Here is a 16150-nt window from a genome sequence, read left to right as displayed (position 1 = left end):
GCTCAATTATAATACGCCATTTGAGGTATTCATGAATTTCTTGCCGTGTTCGACTTGAGTTGACAATTTACATTTGAAAAAGGAATTGCCACTTGCAAGGAGAATATAAAAAGAAAAGGAGTGATGCAATTGCGTTTTCACCATTCAAATGAAGAAATCATCCCTGAAATCCTCGCTCCAAAAACTACCCAGACATTCAAACGAATCTCTGACCTGCCTGACGATCTTCCACAACAGCCCCTTAACCACACCTTCACTTTCAACCCTGAACTTCAATCCCTTCTAGAAGGCAAAGCCCTCCTCCTTGATGAAATTCCTCATTCCCTAAAAGAAATCCACGAACACTACGAAACTGGCTATCTCATTTACACCAAAGGAATCCAAACAACCAAAGACAGACCCTGCTGTAACCGCTGCGGAAATCAATCCGCCTCCTTATTCGCCAGCTTCCCTTGCAGCCGTTGCTGCGAGGAATGCACCTACTGCCGGAACTGCATCATGATGGAAAGAGTCTCACAGTGTACCCCGCTCATCCAATGGAGTGGCCCGTCCAAAAATAAGACGATCGGAGGATCCTTCGCATGGGAAGGTTCCCTGTCACAAGGTCAGCAAACCGCGTCCGACAAAGTAATCGAAGCCATCAGCCAAAACACCGATCTCCTCGTCTGGGCAGTCTGCGGAGCAGGAAAAACCGAGGTGCTGTTCAACGGTATTCACGAGGCATTAAAAAATGGCAAAAGCACCTGTATCGCCACCCCACGAACGGATGTCATCCTTGAACTGGCACCCCGCCTCCAAAAAGTCTTCCCAACAGCAACCCCCATCGCCCTTTACGGAGGGAGCGAAGACCGCCATAAGCATTCCCAGCTCGTCCTCTTGACAACACACCAGCTCTACCGCTACCACTCTGCATTTGATGTCGTCATTGTTGATGAGGTCGATGCCTTTCCTTACTCCTTTGATAAGACACTGCAATTTGCTGCGGAAAAAGCCCGCAAACCGCAGTCCGCCCTGATTTACCTGACCGCCACACCCGACAGCAGACTGCAAAGGGAATCCAAGCAAGGGAAGCGAAACACCATCACCATCCCGGCCAGATACCACAGACATCCTCTGCCGGTTCCCTCATTAAAATGGTGCGGCAGCTGGAAAACGAAATTCGAAAAAGCTAAGTTGCCTGTACCAATCACACAATGGACAGAAACCCGAATAACTGCAAACAAGCAAGCTCTCATTTTTCTCCCTAGCGTCACTACCATGGACAAAGCACTTCCGCTGTTCCAAAAACTCCACCCCGACATCCTCTCCGTCCATGCCGAAGATCCCGAACGCAAAGAGAAGGTCCAAAAAATGAGAGACGGCGAGATCCCAATTTTACTCACAACCACCATATTAGAAAGAGGCGTCACAATTCCCAATATTGACGTCGCTGTAATGGGAGCCGAAGAAGAGATTTTTACCGAAAGCGCCCTTGTCCAAATCGCCGGCCGTGTCGGCAGGAGTGCCAAGCACCCTTCAGGGGACATCACCTTTTTTCACTACGGAAAGACACTTTCCATGATAAAAGCTATCAACCATATAAAAGAGATGAACCACCAGGGCGCCAAAAGGGGGCTCATCAACAAATGAACACCCACTGCCTCGATTGCCACAGCGAAATCGATTATCCCATTACATGGAACTCTCTACTCTTCACCCCAGAGGAATTATGGCTCTGCCAAAAATGCTCTTCGGAACTGCAGCTCATCACAGGTGAAAGATGCCACATTTGTTCGCGACCATTGTCCTTTCTGGAACCTCAGTATATAAAAGAAGGAACCTGCTTCGACTGCATCCGGTGGGAGCAGGATCCGAATCTGGCGGGTGTACTGACGCAAAACACCTCCATATATACCTACAATGATTTTTTAAAAGAATACCTCGCACGCTTCAAATACAGAGGAGATTATCTTCTGGTAAAAGCATTCACAGAAGCGGTCCAGCAAGAAATCTCCAAAATAGACTTCGACCTTCTTACAACCATCCCGTTAAGCCCCGAACGCCTTAAAGAGCGGGGCTTCAACCAGGCAGAGGCTCTAACAAAGGAATCCGGCCTCACCACCCACCCCCTGCTCATCCGCAAACACTCTGAAAAGCAATCCAAAAAATCTAGACAGCAGCGCATACACAGTGAAGAGGTCTTCCAACTAAAACCCGACCTCATAACCGACATCACCAACAAATCCATTCTCATCATCGACGACATCTACACCACCGGTACCACCCTCCGCCATGCAGCCAATCTCCTCAAGCTGGCAGGCGCATACGAAATCTTCTCCCTGACCATCGCAAGAGGCTGACAACACTAAACAGATACACAAAACAGCCGATAAAATAATTAGAAGGTTTACCGAGGGGAGCAAGGAAAATGGCAGACTTACAAAATTGTCCGGAATGTAATGGTTTATTTGTGAAAAACATCTTCAGGGAAACCTGTGAAAAATGCTATAGAGAAGAAGAGAAGAAATTTGAAGAAGTATATGGGTTTTTAAGAAAACGTGAAAACCGGGCGGCTTCAATTGAACGTGTAGTGGAAGTAACCGGTGTAAAAGAAAAACTTATTCATAAATGGGTGAGGAAAAGAAGGCTTCAGCCTGCGCATTTCCCTAATATGGGTTATCCATGCGACAATTGTGGGAAGATTATACCGAAAGGCAAACTTTGTGAAGCATGTTCAGTTAATCTGGCACAGGACCTGAAAGCCTTTGCGGCCGAAGAAGAGTGGAAAGAAACACTAAAAAAACGCAATCAAGCCACATATTATGCCGATAAGAATCGTGATTAAATTAGGAAATAACGACCATTTAACATACTCAAAGAGCATCCGATATAATGAGTAAGGTAAATTACGGTGATGAAAGCGAGGGAAGTACAATGAAAATAAATAGTATTGGTGCTTCAGGCGTTAATCCATATAAGAAGCAGTTGAATAAAATTGATCAGTTGGCGAAGACAGGACAAAAGAAAGCGGATAAAGTGGAAATATCTGCGTCGGCGAAAGAAATGCAGGAATCCTTGAAAATCCCTAAAGAACGCCAAGCAAAGGTAGAGGAACTAAAGATCCAAGTTGAGAATGGCAACTATAAAGTCGATCCCCAGAATGTTGCGAAAGGCCTTCTGAAATTCTATAAGAGATAATGTTATGACGGGCGGCCAGCCATCCGGATACTTCAACGGAGTGTGAATTTGATTATGCAAGTGAAAAATGACATGAAAATGGCATCAGCCAGCCCTGAATTAAAACCTCTTTCTTTTAAAGAGGGGGAAGTCTCTTCTGCTATTGTTAAAGAAAAACTCCCCGATCAAGAAGCAACACTATCTATAAGAGGCCAAGAAGTGAAAGTAAAACTTCAAGGTGAGTACTCTGCAAGTGACAGAGTAACTGTTGAAATAAATGACCCCAATAGTTCACCACCAGTGGGAAGAGTATTGAAGCATAATCCTCTTCCCACTGTCTCCCAATCTGCTAACTCCCAAGAAAAAACAGGTAAGATTGGCCCTGATGGGCAAGGCTCTCCAGAGGTGAGGCAGGCGATGGATCTGCTTTCGAACAGAGGGATAAAGCTCAATAATGAGGCTATCCAGCAACTAAAAAATTATATTGGAGAAACAAACAGGACCTCTTTGCAAAAGATGGAAACAGTCCAAGTGCTGGCTTCCAAAAGATTAGAGGTTTCGCCTGGAAACCTAAAGGCTGTAGATCAAGCCCTCCATGGAGAAGGTGTCAGCAAATCACTGGATAAGATATTAAAAGCCGCTGATCCTGATTTCAGTTGGAAAGATGTCAGGAAGGCCTTGGAAAATGACAGGTCCTCTGCTGCAACTGAAAAAAGTCAGTCGAGAAACTTTTCTGAACTACTTCAAGCAGCGAAATCCATATTAAAAACAGGTTCATCTTCCATGAGTGAAATCGAACGACTGGTTCACACGGGAAAACGGGTTGATAGTGCCATAGGGCAAAAACTGGAGGAAGCACTACGTTCCTTAAAAGGCGCAGGGATGTCAAAGGGAGTCGAAATGCTTTTATCCATAAAGGATTCAATCAGCCATAAAGAAGGGGCCGAGCTGCAGAATCAATTGAACCGATTACTTAAAGCTTCGATTTCTAATACTGCTTCAGCACTGATAAGTGATGTGGTGAAACTCCTCAATTATAAAGGAGAACTAACATCTAAAATTGAAGGGCTTCTATTGCAAACTTCGGCGGGAAGCGTTGCAGGATCTGATTCAATGAATTTTCAGAGATCGGTTAAAAATCAAATAAAAATGGTTCAAAAGGAACCTCAGTTCTCGAAAATCATGGACTCTATTAAAACAGGTTTACTTACTTCGGAGTTAGGCGAAAATCTAAAAATTGCATTGACGGATGCCTTGAGTAAATCAGGCATATTGGCTCAGGAGGGGAAAGAACTTGCAGCAAGGCAGGAATTATTAAATACTCTATCCGCTATTGAGAAAAGTACAAGTCCTCCGGTGCCGTCAAATATTGATACCCAAGTGCAGGCTGATATGTACAGTTTAAATGACGAAATGTTATCGATGATTCCAGTTCAATCAAAAGATTTAATTGTCAATACGATCACTAAGAAACTCTCACAGATTGCTATAGATTTCAAGGCGCTAAAAAGGGAGATATCCAGAAATCTGGATTCTGTTTCGCAGGTCATTCAACAATCAAAATCAAAAGCATCCATCACTGCAAAGCCAATGCTAGAGACGACAATTAAGCAATTGGATCAGGCTATCTTGAAAAGTGATATCATGCTTTATGCCGATATGAAAACAGAGAAGAGTTTGATGAAGGCGAGTACGCAGTTGGCCGAAGCAAAGAAAATGCTGTCCAAAGGTGATTTTTCAACTGCGAATAGGATTGTTCAGGAAGTGAAGGCCAATGTGGAAAAAGTAATCTTTAAACCTTCTGATATCAGGGTTAAGCACTTCGTTTCCCAAGAGGTACTGCGTTACGATTCTGCACCTCTTACTAGTAAGCTTGGTCATTCAGTTTCACAATCGGTTCAGTCGTTTGCTCACGAACCCTCGTCAAGGCACGCTTTTGAGTATATTAGAAACATGGGTCATACATTCGAATCAGAGCAAGCACAATCGCTGGTCAATTCGGGAAGAGCGAGAGAAGACCTCCAGCACTCGCTGAAGAACATTCTTATGAAGTTTGGTCACTCCGATATGGAAATGCAGGGCTCGTATAAAGGTGATGCCCTTCTCCAAAATTTAACTGGACAGCAGTTAATGAGTAAAAATGACCCCTCTGGCATGCAAAACATGATGTTAACTCTTCCGCTTCTGCTGCAGGATAAGGTGGAAGATGTGAAGGTTTATATCAAATCTAAGAATGAACATCAAAAAGTAGACTGGGAAAATTGCAATTTATTCTTTTTGATAGAAACAAAGAAGCTGGGAGAAGTGGGGATAGCTTTGAACGTGTCTGATCGTGTTCTGTCTGTTCAGATTAAGAATGATCAAGAGGGCTTCAAAAATAAGATGGAGCCTATAGCAAATGCAGCAAAGTCGAGGCTGGAGGAGATCGGCTATATGATAGGAAGTTTGAAGTTCACCCCTCTAGGCAGAGAGACAGACTCAAATGCCAGTGAAAAGGAAAAAGCTGCTCCTGCGGAGGCACGTGTATCTAAGGCTGCCGAGAAAGGATATGATTTTACTGTATGATGGGCCACTACTACAATCAAAAAAAGCGCCGCGCAATCAATGGACCGAGTGCCGCTGTCATCCGATATGACGAGTTGGAAGGTAAAGGGCCACAGGTAGTTGCTCAAGGGTCAGGGCACCTGGCTGAAAAGATTCTGGAGTTGGCTAAAGAGCACAACATTTCCATGCAAGAGGATTCAAGCCTTCTTCAGAACCTATTGGATATCGACCTTGGCGATAATATCCCGCCTCAGCTATACTCAGTCATAGCCGAAGTTCTTCTATTAATTGAAGAGATGGAAAATCAATATTAAACACAAGTCAATGCTGCCGATATAAGAGAGGGAGGTGGGCAAGATGGATCTACTGACAAAAGAGTTTATCTACCAAAAATCATCGCAGGAAATTACTGCTTTACTATATGAGGCATTGCTGGCTAATTTACAGGGGGCCATTGCCGATATCCAGAATAATAGGATCATAGAATCAAACAAGAAACTCCAAAAGGTCAATGATATATTAGAAAGGCTTGGAGCAGGCCTGAATTATGATGCCGGAATCATAGCTGATCAGCTGGATGCCCTTTATAACTATATGGCAGATGGAATAATACAAGCGAACGCAGCGAAGGACCTTTCTTTACTTAAAGAGGTAAAAGACATCGCTGAAGAGTTGTCTGGTGCTTGGAGAGAAAGCCTGTTAAATAAGCAAAAGCATGGTTTACATAAACCGAATAAGAAAACAACAGCCTATGAAAAAAACGTAATGGTATATGAACAAGAATCTACTACTGTGGAAGCGGGGAAATAACAGATGAGAATCAATCACAATATACAGGCACTGAACGCGTATAGGAACCTGTCGCAAACAATGGGTCAAACTTCCAAAAGTCTGGAAAAACTTTCATCCGGACTGAGAATCAACCGTGCCGCTGATGATGCTGCGGGTCTTGCCATCTCTGAAAAGATGCGTTCGCAAATCCGCGGATTGGATACAGCTGAAAGGAACTCCCTTGATGCGATCTCCTTAATTCAAACAGGTGAAGGTGCATTGAACCAGACTCATGAAATCCTTCAAAGAATGAGAGAATTATCAGTTCAGGCTGCAAACGGAACACTTGAGGACAATGACCGCAAAGCCATCCAAAACGAAATCGATCAATTGACATTCGAGATTGATCGTATTGCAGACACTACTCAATTTAACCAAAAGAAACTCTTCAGCGGTGATGATCAGGGGACAGCTTTTGCAGAACCCAGCCTTGATGAAGTAGCTTATACTGGTAATGGTACATGGAAAGGTGTAGTTACGGCAGAGCCTACTGAACCTGCTGAGTTGATGATAGAGTTTCCATCAGGAATTGGTGAACTAAATAGTGCAGCTATTAATGGAAAAACCTTTAATATAAATGGGAAAACTTATAAAATTGATACTTCGGCAACAGGTACCAACGGCAACCAACTGGTTAATGGTGATATCGTGCTTAATTTAACATCTTGGGAGGAAACTGGTGCGACTTCTGAACAGGATGCCGTTGCGAACATTAAAAACTTAATGGACCAGCTTTCAGATGCAATATCTAAGAATGACCCAGCTTTTAATAGCGGGAAGTTTGATGTAGCTTATCCTGATAGTTTAGCTGATCCTGCAGATAGAATATTTGATAGCGGCAAGTTGACATTAGTAACATCCACAAATATGTCACCAAAAGAAGCAGCGGCACTACCTGCCACAACTACATCTTTAGCTGGAGTGAATTTCCTGAATCCGGAAAACCTTAATGCGAACTCAGGGGAATTTGTTGGCAAGACAGATGGTATAAGTGCTAAACCTCTTACACTAACTTTCTCAGAAGTGCCAAAAGCAGGTGAAAAGCTTCAAATAGATGGTTTAACAATAAACTTTGAAACACCAGCTACTCCGCCAACAGCCTATGCAAGTGGGAACGCAGCCACAATCGATGTAGCAGGGAAAGATATTTTTACAGTACTAGGGGAAATTGATTCAATCCTATCTAAAGCCAAAAATGATTCTCCAAATGATGTTGCTGCATTGACATCCCATAATGTGGTAGGTAATACACTCTCCCTCTTCACGAACAAGACGGATGATGGGGCTGCAAATGGTTTGGATGTTAGGATCATAGACCATGATTTTGAAGCAAACAAAAACAAAGATTTGTCGGTAGAGCTGCAAATCGGAGCAAACAGTTCAGAAACGATGAATCTGACACTTGGCGTCATGGATGCTGCCAAACTCGGCTTGGCAAGGGATAGCGATCACACGACCATCTTAACAACAGGTGTGAACGCAAAGGCAGGTATCGACCTTGGAACACCTGATGCAGCAAGAACAGCGATTTCCGTAATTGATAACGCCATCCGTTTGGTTTCAGAAGAACGCAGTAAGCTTGGGGCTATCCAAAACCGCTTAGAGCATACTGTCACAAACCTTCAAACCACGAATGAAAACCTGACTTCTGCTGAATCACGTATAAGAGATGCTGATATGGCTCAGGAAATGACCCAGTTCACCCGTAATAATATTCTTAACCAGGCTGGTCAAGCGATGCTTGCTCAGGCAAACCAACTGCCTCAAGGAATCCTTCAGCTGTTGAAATAATAATTGGAAGGAGAGGAAAGTCATACCATGGCTCTTCCTCTTTTTTCTTGTTTACCATTACATTACAATAGAGTGAGATTAGTAGAATAATGTTTGGAGTGATCCTTTTGGATATACAAAAAGTAAGTAAAGTGAACTCGGGCCAAAAAATTGTCAAGAAGCAAGAGGCTGCAGCTGAATCGGTAAGCTTTTCAGAAGTAATGGCAAAGAAACGGACTAACGTGCTGCATGAAAAATTCGCTGCCATGGCAAAAGATATTGAAGATCAAGGTAGGGTCCTTGCTGAATCCCGCACAGTGGAAGATCTAATTAAATATAAAAAGATGGTCAAATCCCTTCTTGAAGAAGCTGTGAACAATGCCTTGCAGCTTGAAGACCAGCGTGGTTTCAATAGAAGGGGAAGGACCAAAGTATACAAGATTGTAAAAGAAGTGGACAGGAAGTTGATTGATATTACAAATGAAGTCCTGCAAAAAGAATCCAAAAGTTTGAGTATCCTGAACATGGTAGGAGAGGTTCAGGGAATGTTGATCAACATTTACACCTAATAGCTTTAAACCGGTAGAGACATGCCGATATAATAAATGAGCATAATAGGAGGTGGATTCAATTGTCTGCAGAAGTCAACCTGATTACAGTTCTTGAAAAACTACTTGTCTTGCATAAAAGCCTGCTGGAGATAGCGGTGCGGAAGACGGAAATCCTTAAAGAAGGGGACGTTGAATCCCTCGGTAAGAATTTAAGGGATGAAATTAAACATATAAAGGCAATTGAGATGTTGAATAACGAACGGGAAAACCTCCAGCGGCAACTTGTCATATTTGCTGAATCTGAATCTGGTTCAATATCCATCTCGCAGATCTTGGAAGCTGGCAATTTTATTGATACTGAAAGACTAAAGGGACTTCAAAAGGAGCTCCTTCAAACAATAAAAGAGTTGAAAAATGCAAATGAATTCAATCAAAGTCTTCTTAATCAGTCTTTACAGTTTATAAATTTAAATCTGGATTTGCTGATGGGGAGGCAGGAATCACCCAACTACTCAAAAGACCAAAGGGATTTAGAAGAAGAGTCAAACAGCCGGTCTTTATTTGACTCTAAGGCATAAAAGAGGAGGTTTTACAAATGGTTTCTACCTTTCACGGATTGGAAACGGCCAGGCGGGGAATGTTCACCCAGCAAGGTGCATTAAGTGTTACCGGCCATAATATTGCGAATGCCAATACGCCGGGATATACACGGCAAAGGCTGAATTTCCAACAGACGGAACCATACCCGGCACCAGCCATTAATCGGCCGCAAATGCCGGGCCAAATGGGAACTGGTGTTGAGGCGGGCAGCATTCAGCGTATCAGGGATTCCTTCCTGGATGTGCAGTACCGTGCAGAGAATAACAAATTGGGTTATTGGGAGTCAAAAGCGCAATCACTCACGAAAATGGAAGAAATCATGAATGAACCTTCGGATTCGGGACTGGCCAAGACGATGGACATGTTCTGGCAGTCATTGCAGGACTTGGCTGTCAATCCTAAGAATTCCGGTGCCCGTTCAGTAGTCAGGCAAAGGGGGATAGCGGTTGCTGAAACTTTCAACTATCTCTCTAATTCTTTAACAGGAATACGCCAGGATTTAAAGAATGAAATTCAGATTACTGAAAAAGAAGTGAATTCTTTAGTGACCCAAATCCATAATATTAATGAGCAAATCGGTGATGTAGAGCCAAATGGATATTTGCCCAATGATTTATATGACGAGCGTGATAGACTGATTGACCGTTTGTCACAATTAGTGAATATCGATGTTTCTTACCAATCTTCAGGTGGTAATTCGCTGGATATTGCAGAAGGAAAGGCAGTCATCAACATTGTTGACGGAAATAACTCTAAAATTGCTAATGTGGTAAGTATCGGCGGGTATCAAGAAGTTTCAGTCGAAACGGCCGGTGCAGTCCCTGATACATATGTGACTGGCATAACCATCAATGGAACGACAACAAGTATTGAAAATTTTAAATCGGACGGAAAATTAAAGGCCTTAATAGAATCATTTGGTATGCAAAAAGCTGATGGAACGAGAACCGGAGATTATCCAAAGATGCTTGAAGAATTAGATAATCTGGCTTATACCTTTGCAAAAAAGTTTAATGAAATCCATTCGGATGGTATGAGTCCAAATGAAATCAACTATCAAAATGCCAGCGGGGAGACTGAACCTGTTAATTTAGCAATTGACTTTTTTGCAGATTCAGAAAGTGGAGCATTGGCTGATACGAATAAACAAGGATTCGCCAGCCGGATAGAAATTTCAGATAAGATCAAAGCAAGTCTTGATAACATTGCAAACGCAGACGGGACAGTCCCCGGAGAAGCAACAACAGGAGACGCAAGCGTGTTATTGGAACTGGCTGATGTCATTAACAAAGAGTTGGAATATGGAACCGCATCAGACTCTCAGAAAGCCAGTTTCAGAAACTATTTTGAAGTCCTTGTAGGCGGAATGGCTGTGGATACACAGAATGCATTAAGACTAACAGCAAATAGCGGGACATTGAGGCAGGCAGTTGAAGAAAGAAGGATGTCAACTAGTGCAGTTTCTCTGGACGAAGAAATGACTAACATGATTCAATTCCAGCATGCTTATAATGCTTCAGCCAGAATGATCACATTACAGGATGAGTTACTTGATAAAATAATCAACGGTATGGGTACCGGCGGAAGATAGGCGGTGAAATGATATGCGTGTAACACAAGGAATGCTTGCATCCAACTCATTAAGGCATCTGAGTCAAAGTTATGAACGACTGGGAAAATATCAAGACCAGCTGGCTACAGGGAAAAAGATTACAAGGCCATCGGATGATCCGGTCGTTGCAATGAAAGGAATGTTCTACCGATCCAATTTAAGTGAAGTGGAACAGTATCAGCGTAACACTTCAGAGGCATATCTCTGGATGGATAACTCTGAGGCTGGGCTTTCACAGGCTAACAGTGCCCTTCAGCGAGTAAGGGAACTGATCGTTCAGGGGAAGAATGGAACGAACAGTGAGCAGGACCGGTTAGCCATATCTAAGGAAATTGAACAATTGAAGCAGGATCTGGTGGAAGTGGGGAACACCAAAATTTCCGGCAGATACATTTTTAACGGAACGAATGTTGATGCTGCACCGGTTCAACACGGAACCCCTCCTACCGTTTCACTGAATACAGAGGATTATAAGGTAACAGTGTCGGATGGAGTTAACTTGAAGGCCAACATCAATCCCGGGAAAGTCTTCAATCAGGACTTATTTGAAAACCTTCAAAATGTCGTTAAGTTATTTGAAGGCGGCTATAGTTCGGATGAGATGAATACTGCGCTTGAAAAACTTGATGTGAATATCGATTCACTGCAGGCGGAACGATCTGAACTAGGCGCCAGATACAATCGTCTGGAAATGATTGAAAACCGATTAGGACAGACGGGAATCATAGCAAACCGTATTTTATCTGACAATGAAGATGCTGAAATAGAAAAAGTAATAACCGACTTGACGACACAAGAAAGCATCCACCGTGCTGCTTTGAGCGTCGGTGGTAAAATCATCCAGCCGACACTGATGGATTTCCTAAGGTAAAATCAGCCTTTGAATTTGGATGGCTATTATAAATAAAAAATAATCAGCAGGATCACGAGCTGTCCATTGTATGTGTGAGAAAACAGTGGACAGCTTTTTCAATGAGGTGATTATTATGAGAATGACACAGCTGCAGATACAAACCACTAATGCCCAATTGGGTATACAAAAAGCAAGGGCCAATATTCAAATACAACAGCCAAAAGCACAAGTTAACCTTCACCAGCCTCAGCCATCTATCCACATGCGGCAAATTCCAGGAAAACTGACAATCGACCAAACAGAAGCGTGGGCAGACATGAATCTGAAGGGGATATTAAGAAGAAATAAAGAAATAGCACAGGAGGGGTATCAGGCTTGGGCTCAATATCTCTCCAAAACAGCGCAAGAAGGCAGTGAACTGATGAAAATTGAGAACGGGGGAGGAGCAATCGCTGCTCAAGCAAAACGTAACGGCCAGCTTCCAAAACATGAGTTTGGCATTGACTTCATCCCTTCTCCGTTCAGTGTTAGAATTGACTATCAGCCAGGATCCGTTAACCTTACTCACCAGACTCAGGATGTAGTAAGCGAAATAACACCGCAAAAACCAATTATTCAATACCAGCCTGGAACCATTGATTTTAACCTTCTGCAGCAAAACTCGATTCAATTTGATTTTAGTGTGTAATTTTGCAAAGATTTACCTATAGTAGAAAGGGAGTTATGAAATGACCATAGAAACAAAATATCATGGCAGTATCGAAATTGATGAAAAAGATATATTGAAGTTCAGCCAAGGAATACCAGGATTCGGTGATGAAAAAGAATTTGTTTTGCTCCCATTACCTGAAAATGAGTGGTTCAATATTCTTCAATCTGTCAACACACCTGAACTTGGTTTCGTAGTAACCGACCCTTTCATATTTTTCAAGGACCTTGATTTCAAACTGGATGCAAGTTCAATTAATCACCTGAACGAACCGGCAGAAAAGGATATCAAGGTGCTTTCCATTGTAACCGTGAAAGAGCCGCTCCATGAAACCACAACAAATCTTCAAGCACCAGTAATAATAAACCTGGCTAACAATAAAGCTAAGCAAGTCATCTTAAACGAAACCAACTTTCAAACAAAGCACTTCATCTTCCAGCAGCCTCAAAAGCAGAGTCAGGAGGGATAAACCATGCTCGTCCTTACAAGAAAAAAAGGAGAAGCCATTCAAATAGGAGAAGATATCGAAATATCGATCCTCTCAATCAAAGGAGACCAAATCAAACTTGGAATCGAAGCACCCAAACACATAGAAATCCACCGAAAAGAAATCTACGCAGCCATACAAGAAGAAAATGCCGAGGCATCAAAAGGAATCAGCGATCTCTTCAACATCCTGGCAAAAAAAGAATAAAAAAATCGTCGAAACTATTAAAGATTCTCAGTATCCTCCGATAATAATAGTGTAAGCAAGAGCAACAAAGGGCGGCCGACCTTTCGTACTCTTCGCAAACTAATTAACAGTTCACAAGGAAGTGAACTTTACATTCAAGGAGGAAATTTATAATGAGAATCAATCATAATATTGCGGCACTTAATACTTATCGTCAATTGAACAGCGCGTCAGGTGGACAAGCTAAATCTATGGAAAAATTATCTTCTGGCCTTCGTATTAATAAAGCTGGAGATGACGCAGCTGGTTTATCTATCTCAGAGAAAATGCGTGGGCAAATCCGTGGATTAGAACAAGCTTCTAAAAACTCTCAGGATGGTATTTCGCTGATTCAAACTGCTGAAGGTGCTTTAAATGAGACTCACTCTATTTTACAACGTATGCGTGAACTAGCAGTGCAGGGCTCTAATGATACTAATGTTACTAAAGATAGAGAAGCTATTTCTAAAGAATTAACTCAATTGCAAACTGAAATCACTCGTATTGCCGATGAAACTGAATTCAATACTCAGAAACTAATTCAAACTAGTGGTAGCTATACTTTCCAAGTTGGTGCTAACTCAGGACAAACAATTACCTTGTCAATCAATGGGATGAAGGCTTCTGACTTAAGCATTGGAACTTCTTCTTCAATTAAAGTAGATACATCAACTAATGCCCAAGCTACATTAACAAGAATTAATGATGCAATTGAAGAAGTATCTGAAGAACGGTCTAAGCTAGGTGCTTACCAGAACCGTTTAGAGCATACAATCAACAACTTGAACACAGGAGCAGAAAACCTAACAGCTGCAGAATCACGTATCCGTGACGTTGATATGGCAAAAGAAATGATGGCTCAAACTAAAAATTCCATCCTTTCTCAAGCTGCTCAAGCTATGCTTGCACAAGCTAATCAACAGCCACAAGGGGTTCTTCAACTACTTCGTTAATAGAATTTGAAGATGAGGCAACCTAATAAGGGTTGCCCATTTTCTTTACAAGGATGGGTATACATATTGCGATTAACTAACGAATTATACAGCATAATATGTCAAGAAATTTCAACAGATATTAATATAATACAATCAAGAGACAACTTGCCGATTGTAGAAGTTGATGGCTATTTAACAAGCAGTAAATATTATCCTAGAAATGAAGCCCAAAAAATAAGTGTTAATAATTATAAAAAACATCACCTTCATATTCTGTTAGGATTAGGTTCAGGTTATATTGCAGAAGAATTACATTCTTTATTAGATAATAATGAAAGGTTGCTAATCGTTGAGCCAAATGAAAAAGTATTAAAAGTGATAAGTGAAAATAGTTGCATTGATAGATTGGAAAGAATAACCATCATTTCGGGTTTAGCGTTTGAAGAGCTTGAAGCGTACTTATCTTCTGTTGTAACTCAATTTAATAATCGAATCCAGTTAATCATTTCTCCAAATTACGATAAAGTGTATCCTCGTTTTATTAAACATATAATGTTGAAAATAGAGGAAGTGTTAATGTTAGAAGTTGTCAATCGTAATACATTAAGACAGTTTGCTGATGATTGGCAAGGAAACTTTATAAATAATATAATTTCAGCTTATGAATCGATTCCATTCTCTCTACTAAGTGGGAAATTAAACTGTCCTATAGTAATAGCCTCTGGAGGACCTTCTTTAAACAAACAAATCCCCTCTATTAAAGAAAAACGAGATAAATTTTTTCTTCTTTGTGCAGGTTCAACAATTAATACCTTGTTAAATAATGAGATAATACCAGATGCAGTTGTTTCAATAGATGGGGGGGAAGGGAATCTTAAGCATTTTGAAAACATTAAAGATTTTGATGTCCCCCTATTTTACAGTTCTATGATTTATAAAGATATCCTAAAATTACATAAAGGCAAGAAGGTTATCTTTAATAATAAAAGTCATAGTCAAAGTGGAAAAATAATTAATGATATACTTCAGTATGATGTTGGAGAAATTTTAGGTGGAGGATCTGTTGCTAATTTTTCTTTAGATATAGCAAATAAATTAACAACAGGACCTATTTGTTTAATTGGCCAAGACTTGGCTTATACGGATAATGTAACACATGCACAAGGAAATGAAAATTATGCTGTTATTGATGAAAAGCAAATAAAAGAAAGAAAGATGTTTAAGGTAAATGGTTATTATGGGGAAGAAGTGTTAACTGATTATCCTTTGTTTTCCATGAAAGTAGGTTTTGAGAATTACTTAAAGTACATTAACCAAATTAATGGACATACAAATATTTTCAACTGTACGGAAGGAGGAGCATGGATTGAAGGAGTCGAGAACCGTTCCTTCAAATCATTTTTAAATGAGTATTGTGAGCAGCCAGTACATGTAGACTTTACTTCATTACTAAACGATCTTGCTATAGAGAAAACAAAAGAACAATGGAAAGAATTATATAATTTTGTAGTGGATGAAAGACAAAAAAGTGAAAAAGCTCGTATTCTATGTAATAAAGCTTCTCATTTATTATTAAAATTAAATCCAGAGAACCCTGAATTTACAGATAGTATCATTCGGAAACTGAATAAATTGGATAAGCGACTGAAAATAATACTTGAAAACGAATTATTATTTTATTTATTTCAAGAGGTTATCTTTAGTGTGAATAATAATTTTCTAGAAAAAGATGCTGAAACAAGTGATGAAAAACAAAAGAGAGTATTTTTAAAATCTATTGCTCTTTATGAAGGTATAAAAACCTCTTCAGAAAAATCTATCATTTGGTATGATGAATTATTAAAGAATATTTCAAAGGAAATAAGCAAGGAGTGAGT

The 16150-nt window shown here is 40.9% G+C and carries 17 protein-coding genes; all 17 read left to right on the top strand.

Going from position 1 to position 16150, the window contains the following annotated elements:
* Window positions 1-129: 129 nt before the first annotated feature.
* The 17 genes from AC4E8A_RS20470 (at window position 130) to AC4E8A_RS20390 (ending at window position 16148) form a co-directional block, all read left to right on the top strand.
* Window positions 130-1629 (top strand): ATP-dependent helicase ComFA, encoded by a 1500-nt coding sequence (locus AC4E8A_RS20470; protein WP_490195628.1) that lies wholly within the window; start codon window positions 130-132, stop codon window positions 1627-1629.
* A complete protein-coding gene (locus AC4E8A_RS20465; protein WP_490195627.1) occupies window positions 1626-2339 on the top strand; it encodes a ComFC family protein in 714 nt (237 codons plus the stop codon). The genes AC4E8A_RS20470 and AC4E8A_RS20465 overlap by 4 nt, the downstream gene beginning before the upstream one ends.
* Window positions 2340-2407: 68 nt before the next feature.
* Window positions 2408-2824 (top strand): TIGR03826 family flagellar region protein, encoded by a 417-nt coding sequence (locus AC4E8A_RS20460; RefSeq protein ID WP_490195626.1) that lies wholly within the window; start codon window positions 2408-2410, stop codon window positions 2822-2824.
* Between the two features lie 47 nt (window positions 2825-2871).
* On the top strand, window positions 2872-3177 hold the full coding sequence (gene flgM, locus AC4E8A_RS20455; protein ID WP_490195625.1) for a flagellar biosynthesis anti-sigma factor FlgM: 306 nt from the start codon (window positions 2872-2874) through the stop codon (window positions 3175-3177).
* A 48-nt stretch (window positions 3178-3225) separates the two neighbouring features.
* The gene (locus AC4E8A_RS20450; RefSeq protein WP_490195624.1) at window positions 3226-5721 is read left to right on the top strand and encodes a hypothetical protein; all 2496 of its coding nucleotides are present in this window, start codon (window positions 3226-3228) and stop codon (window positions 5719-5721) included.
* Window positions 5718-6014, top strand: a complete 297-nt coding sequence (locus AC4E8A_RS20445) for an EscU/YscU/HrcU family type III secretion system export apparatus switch protein (RefSeq protein WP_490195623.1) — start codon at window positions 5718-5720, stop codon at window positions 6012-6014. The genes AC4E8A_RS20450 and AC4E8A_RS20445 overlap by 4 nt, the downstream gene beginning before the upstream one ends.
* A gap of 43 nt (window positions 6015-6057) precedes the next feature.
* On the top strand, window positions 6058-6510 hold the full coding sequence (gene fliS, locus AC4E8A_RS20440; protein WP_490195622.1) for a flagellar export chaperone FliS: 453 nt from the start codon (window positions 6058-6060) through the stop codon (window positions 6508-6510).
* Between the two features lie 3 nt (window positions 6511-6513).
* Window positions 6514-8322, top strand: a complete 1809-nt coding sequence (locus AC4E8A_RS20435) for a flagellin N-terminal helical domain-containing protein (protein WP_490195621.1) — start codon at window positions 6514-6516, stop codon at window positions 8320-8322.
* A gap of 107 nt (window positions 8323-8429) precedes the next feature.
* Entirely contained in the window at window positions 8430-8870 is a 441-nt protein-coding gene (locus tag AC4E8A_RS20430; RefSeq protein WP_490195620.1) for a YaaR family protein, read from the top strand.
* Window positions 8871-8932: 62 nt separating this feature from the next.
* Complete coding sequence (locus AC4E8A_RS20425; RefSeq protein ID WP_490195619.1) at window positions 8933-9430, top strand: flagellar protein FlgN; 498 nt, start codon at window positions 8933-8935, stop codon at window positions 9428-9430.
* A 17-nt stretch (window positions 9431-9447) separates the two neighbouring features.
* On the top strand, window positions 9448-11043 hold the full coding sequence (flgK, locus tag AC4E8A_RS20420) for a flagellar hook-associated protein FlgK (protein WP_490195618.1): 1596 nt from the start codon (window positions 9448-9450) through the stop codon (window positions 11041-11043).
* Window positions 11044-11056: 13 nt separating this feature from the next.
* Complete coding sequence (flgL, locus tag AC4E8A_RS20415) at window positions 11057-11935, top strand: flagellar hook-associated protein FlgL (protein WP_490195617.1); 879 nt, start codon at window positions 11057-11059, stop codon at window positions 11933-11935.
* Window positions 11936-12050: 115 nt separating this feature from the next.
* Complete coding sequence (locus tag AC4E8A_RS20410; RefSeq protein ID WP_490195616.1) at window positions 12051-12605, top strand: DUF6470 family protein; 555 nt, start codon at window positions 12051-12053, stop codon at window positions 12603-12605.
* A 40-nt stretch (window positions 12606-12645) separates the two neighbouring features.
* Window positions 12646-13095: a flagellar assembly protein FliW gene (gene fliW, locus AC4E8A_RS20405; RefSeq protein WP_490195615.1), complete on the top strand. Its 450-nt coding sequence runs from the start codon at window positions 12646-12648 to the stop codon at window positions 13093-13095.
* Window positions 13096-13098: 3 nt separating this feature from the next.
* The gene (csrA, locus tag AC4E8A_RS20400; protein ID WP_490195614.1) at window positions 13099-13320 is read left to right on the top strand and encodes a carbon storage regulator CsrA; all 222 of its coding nucleotides are present in this window, start codon (window positions 13099-13101) and stop codon (window positions 13318-13320) included.
* Between the two features lie 152 nt (window positions 13321-13472).
* Window positions 13473-14291 (top strand): flagellin N-terminal helical domain-containing protein, encoded by an 819-nt coding sequence (locus tag AC4E8A_RS20395; RefSeq protein ID WP_490195613.1) that lies wholly within the window; start codon window positions 13473-13475, stop codon window positions 14289-14291.
* A gap of 66 nt (window positions 14292-14357) precedes the next feature.
* Window positions 14358-16148, top strand: a complete 1791-nt coding sequence (locus AC4E8A_RS20390; RefSeq protein WP_490195612.1) for a motility associated factor glycosyltransferase family protein — start codon at window positions 14358-14360, stop codon at window positions 16146-16148.
* The last annotated feature ends 2 nt before the right edge of the window (window positions 16149-16150 follow it).

This window comes from Bacillus sp. SRL337, from assembly GCF_984799155.1.
Note: the sequence above shows the minus strand (reverse complement) of the source record. Positions and strands in the feature narration are given on the sequence as shown.

Bases quoted from the DNA above. Each gene is read 5' to 3' on its own strand.
- AC4E8A_RS20395 (WP_490195613.1), top strand. From the start codon at position 13,473: ATGAGAATCAATCATAATATTGCGGCACTTAATACTTATCGTCAATTG.
- AC4E8A_RS20445 (WP_490195623.1), top strand. From the start codon at position 5,718: ATGATGGGCCACTACTACAATCAAAAAAAGCGCCGCGCAATCAATGGA.
- AC4E8A_RS20460 (WP_490195626.1), top strand. From the start codon at position 2,408: ATGGCAGACTTACAAAATTGTCCGGAATGTAATGGTTTATTTGTGAAA.
- AC4E8A_RS20410 (WP_490195616.1), top strand. From the start codon at position 12,051: ATGAGAATGACACAGCTGCAGATACAAACCACTAATGCCCAATTGGGT.
- csrA (WP_490195614.1), top strand. From the start codon at position 13,099: ATGCTCGTCCTTACAAGAAAAAAAGGAGAAGCCATTCAAATAGGAGAA.
- flgK (WP_490195618.1), top strand. From the start codon at position 9,448: ATGGTTTCTACCTTTCACGGATTGGAAACGGCCAGGCGGGGAATGTTC.
- AC4E8A_RS20465 (WP_490195627.1), top strand. From the start codon at position 1,626: ATGAACACCCACTGCCTCGATTGCCACAGCGAAATCGATTATCCCATT.
- AC4E8A_RS20435 (WP_490195621.1), top strand. From the start codon at position 6,514: ATGAGAATCAATCACAATATACAGGCACTGAACGCGTATAGGAACCTG.
- fliS (WP_490195622.1), top strand. From the start codon at position 6,058: ATGGATCTACTGACAAAAGAGTTTATCTACCAAAAATCATCGCAGGAA.
- fliW (WP_490195615.1), top strand. From the start codon at position 12,646: ATGACCATAGAAACAAAATATCATGGCAGTATCGAAATTGATGAAAAA.
- flgM (WP_490195625.1), top strand. From the start codon at position 2,872: ATGAGTAAGGTAAATTACGGTGATGAAAGCGAGGGAAGTACAATGAAA.
- flgL (WP_490195617.1), top strand. From the start codon at position 11,057: ATGCGTGTAACACAAGGAATGCTTGCATCCAACTCATTAAGGCATCTG.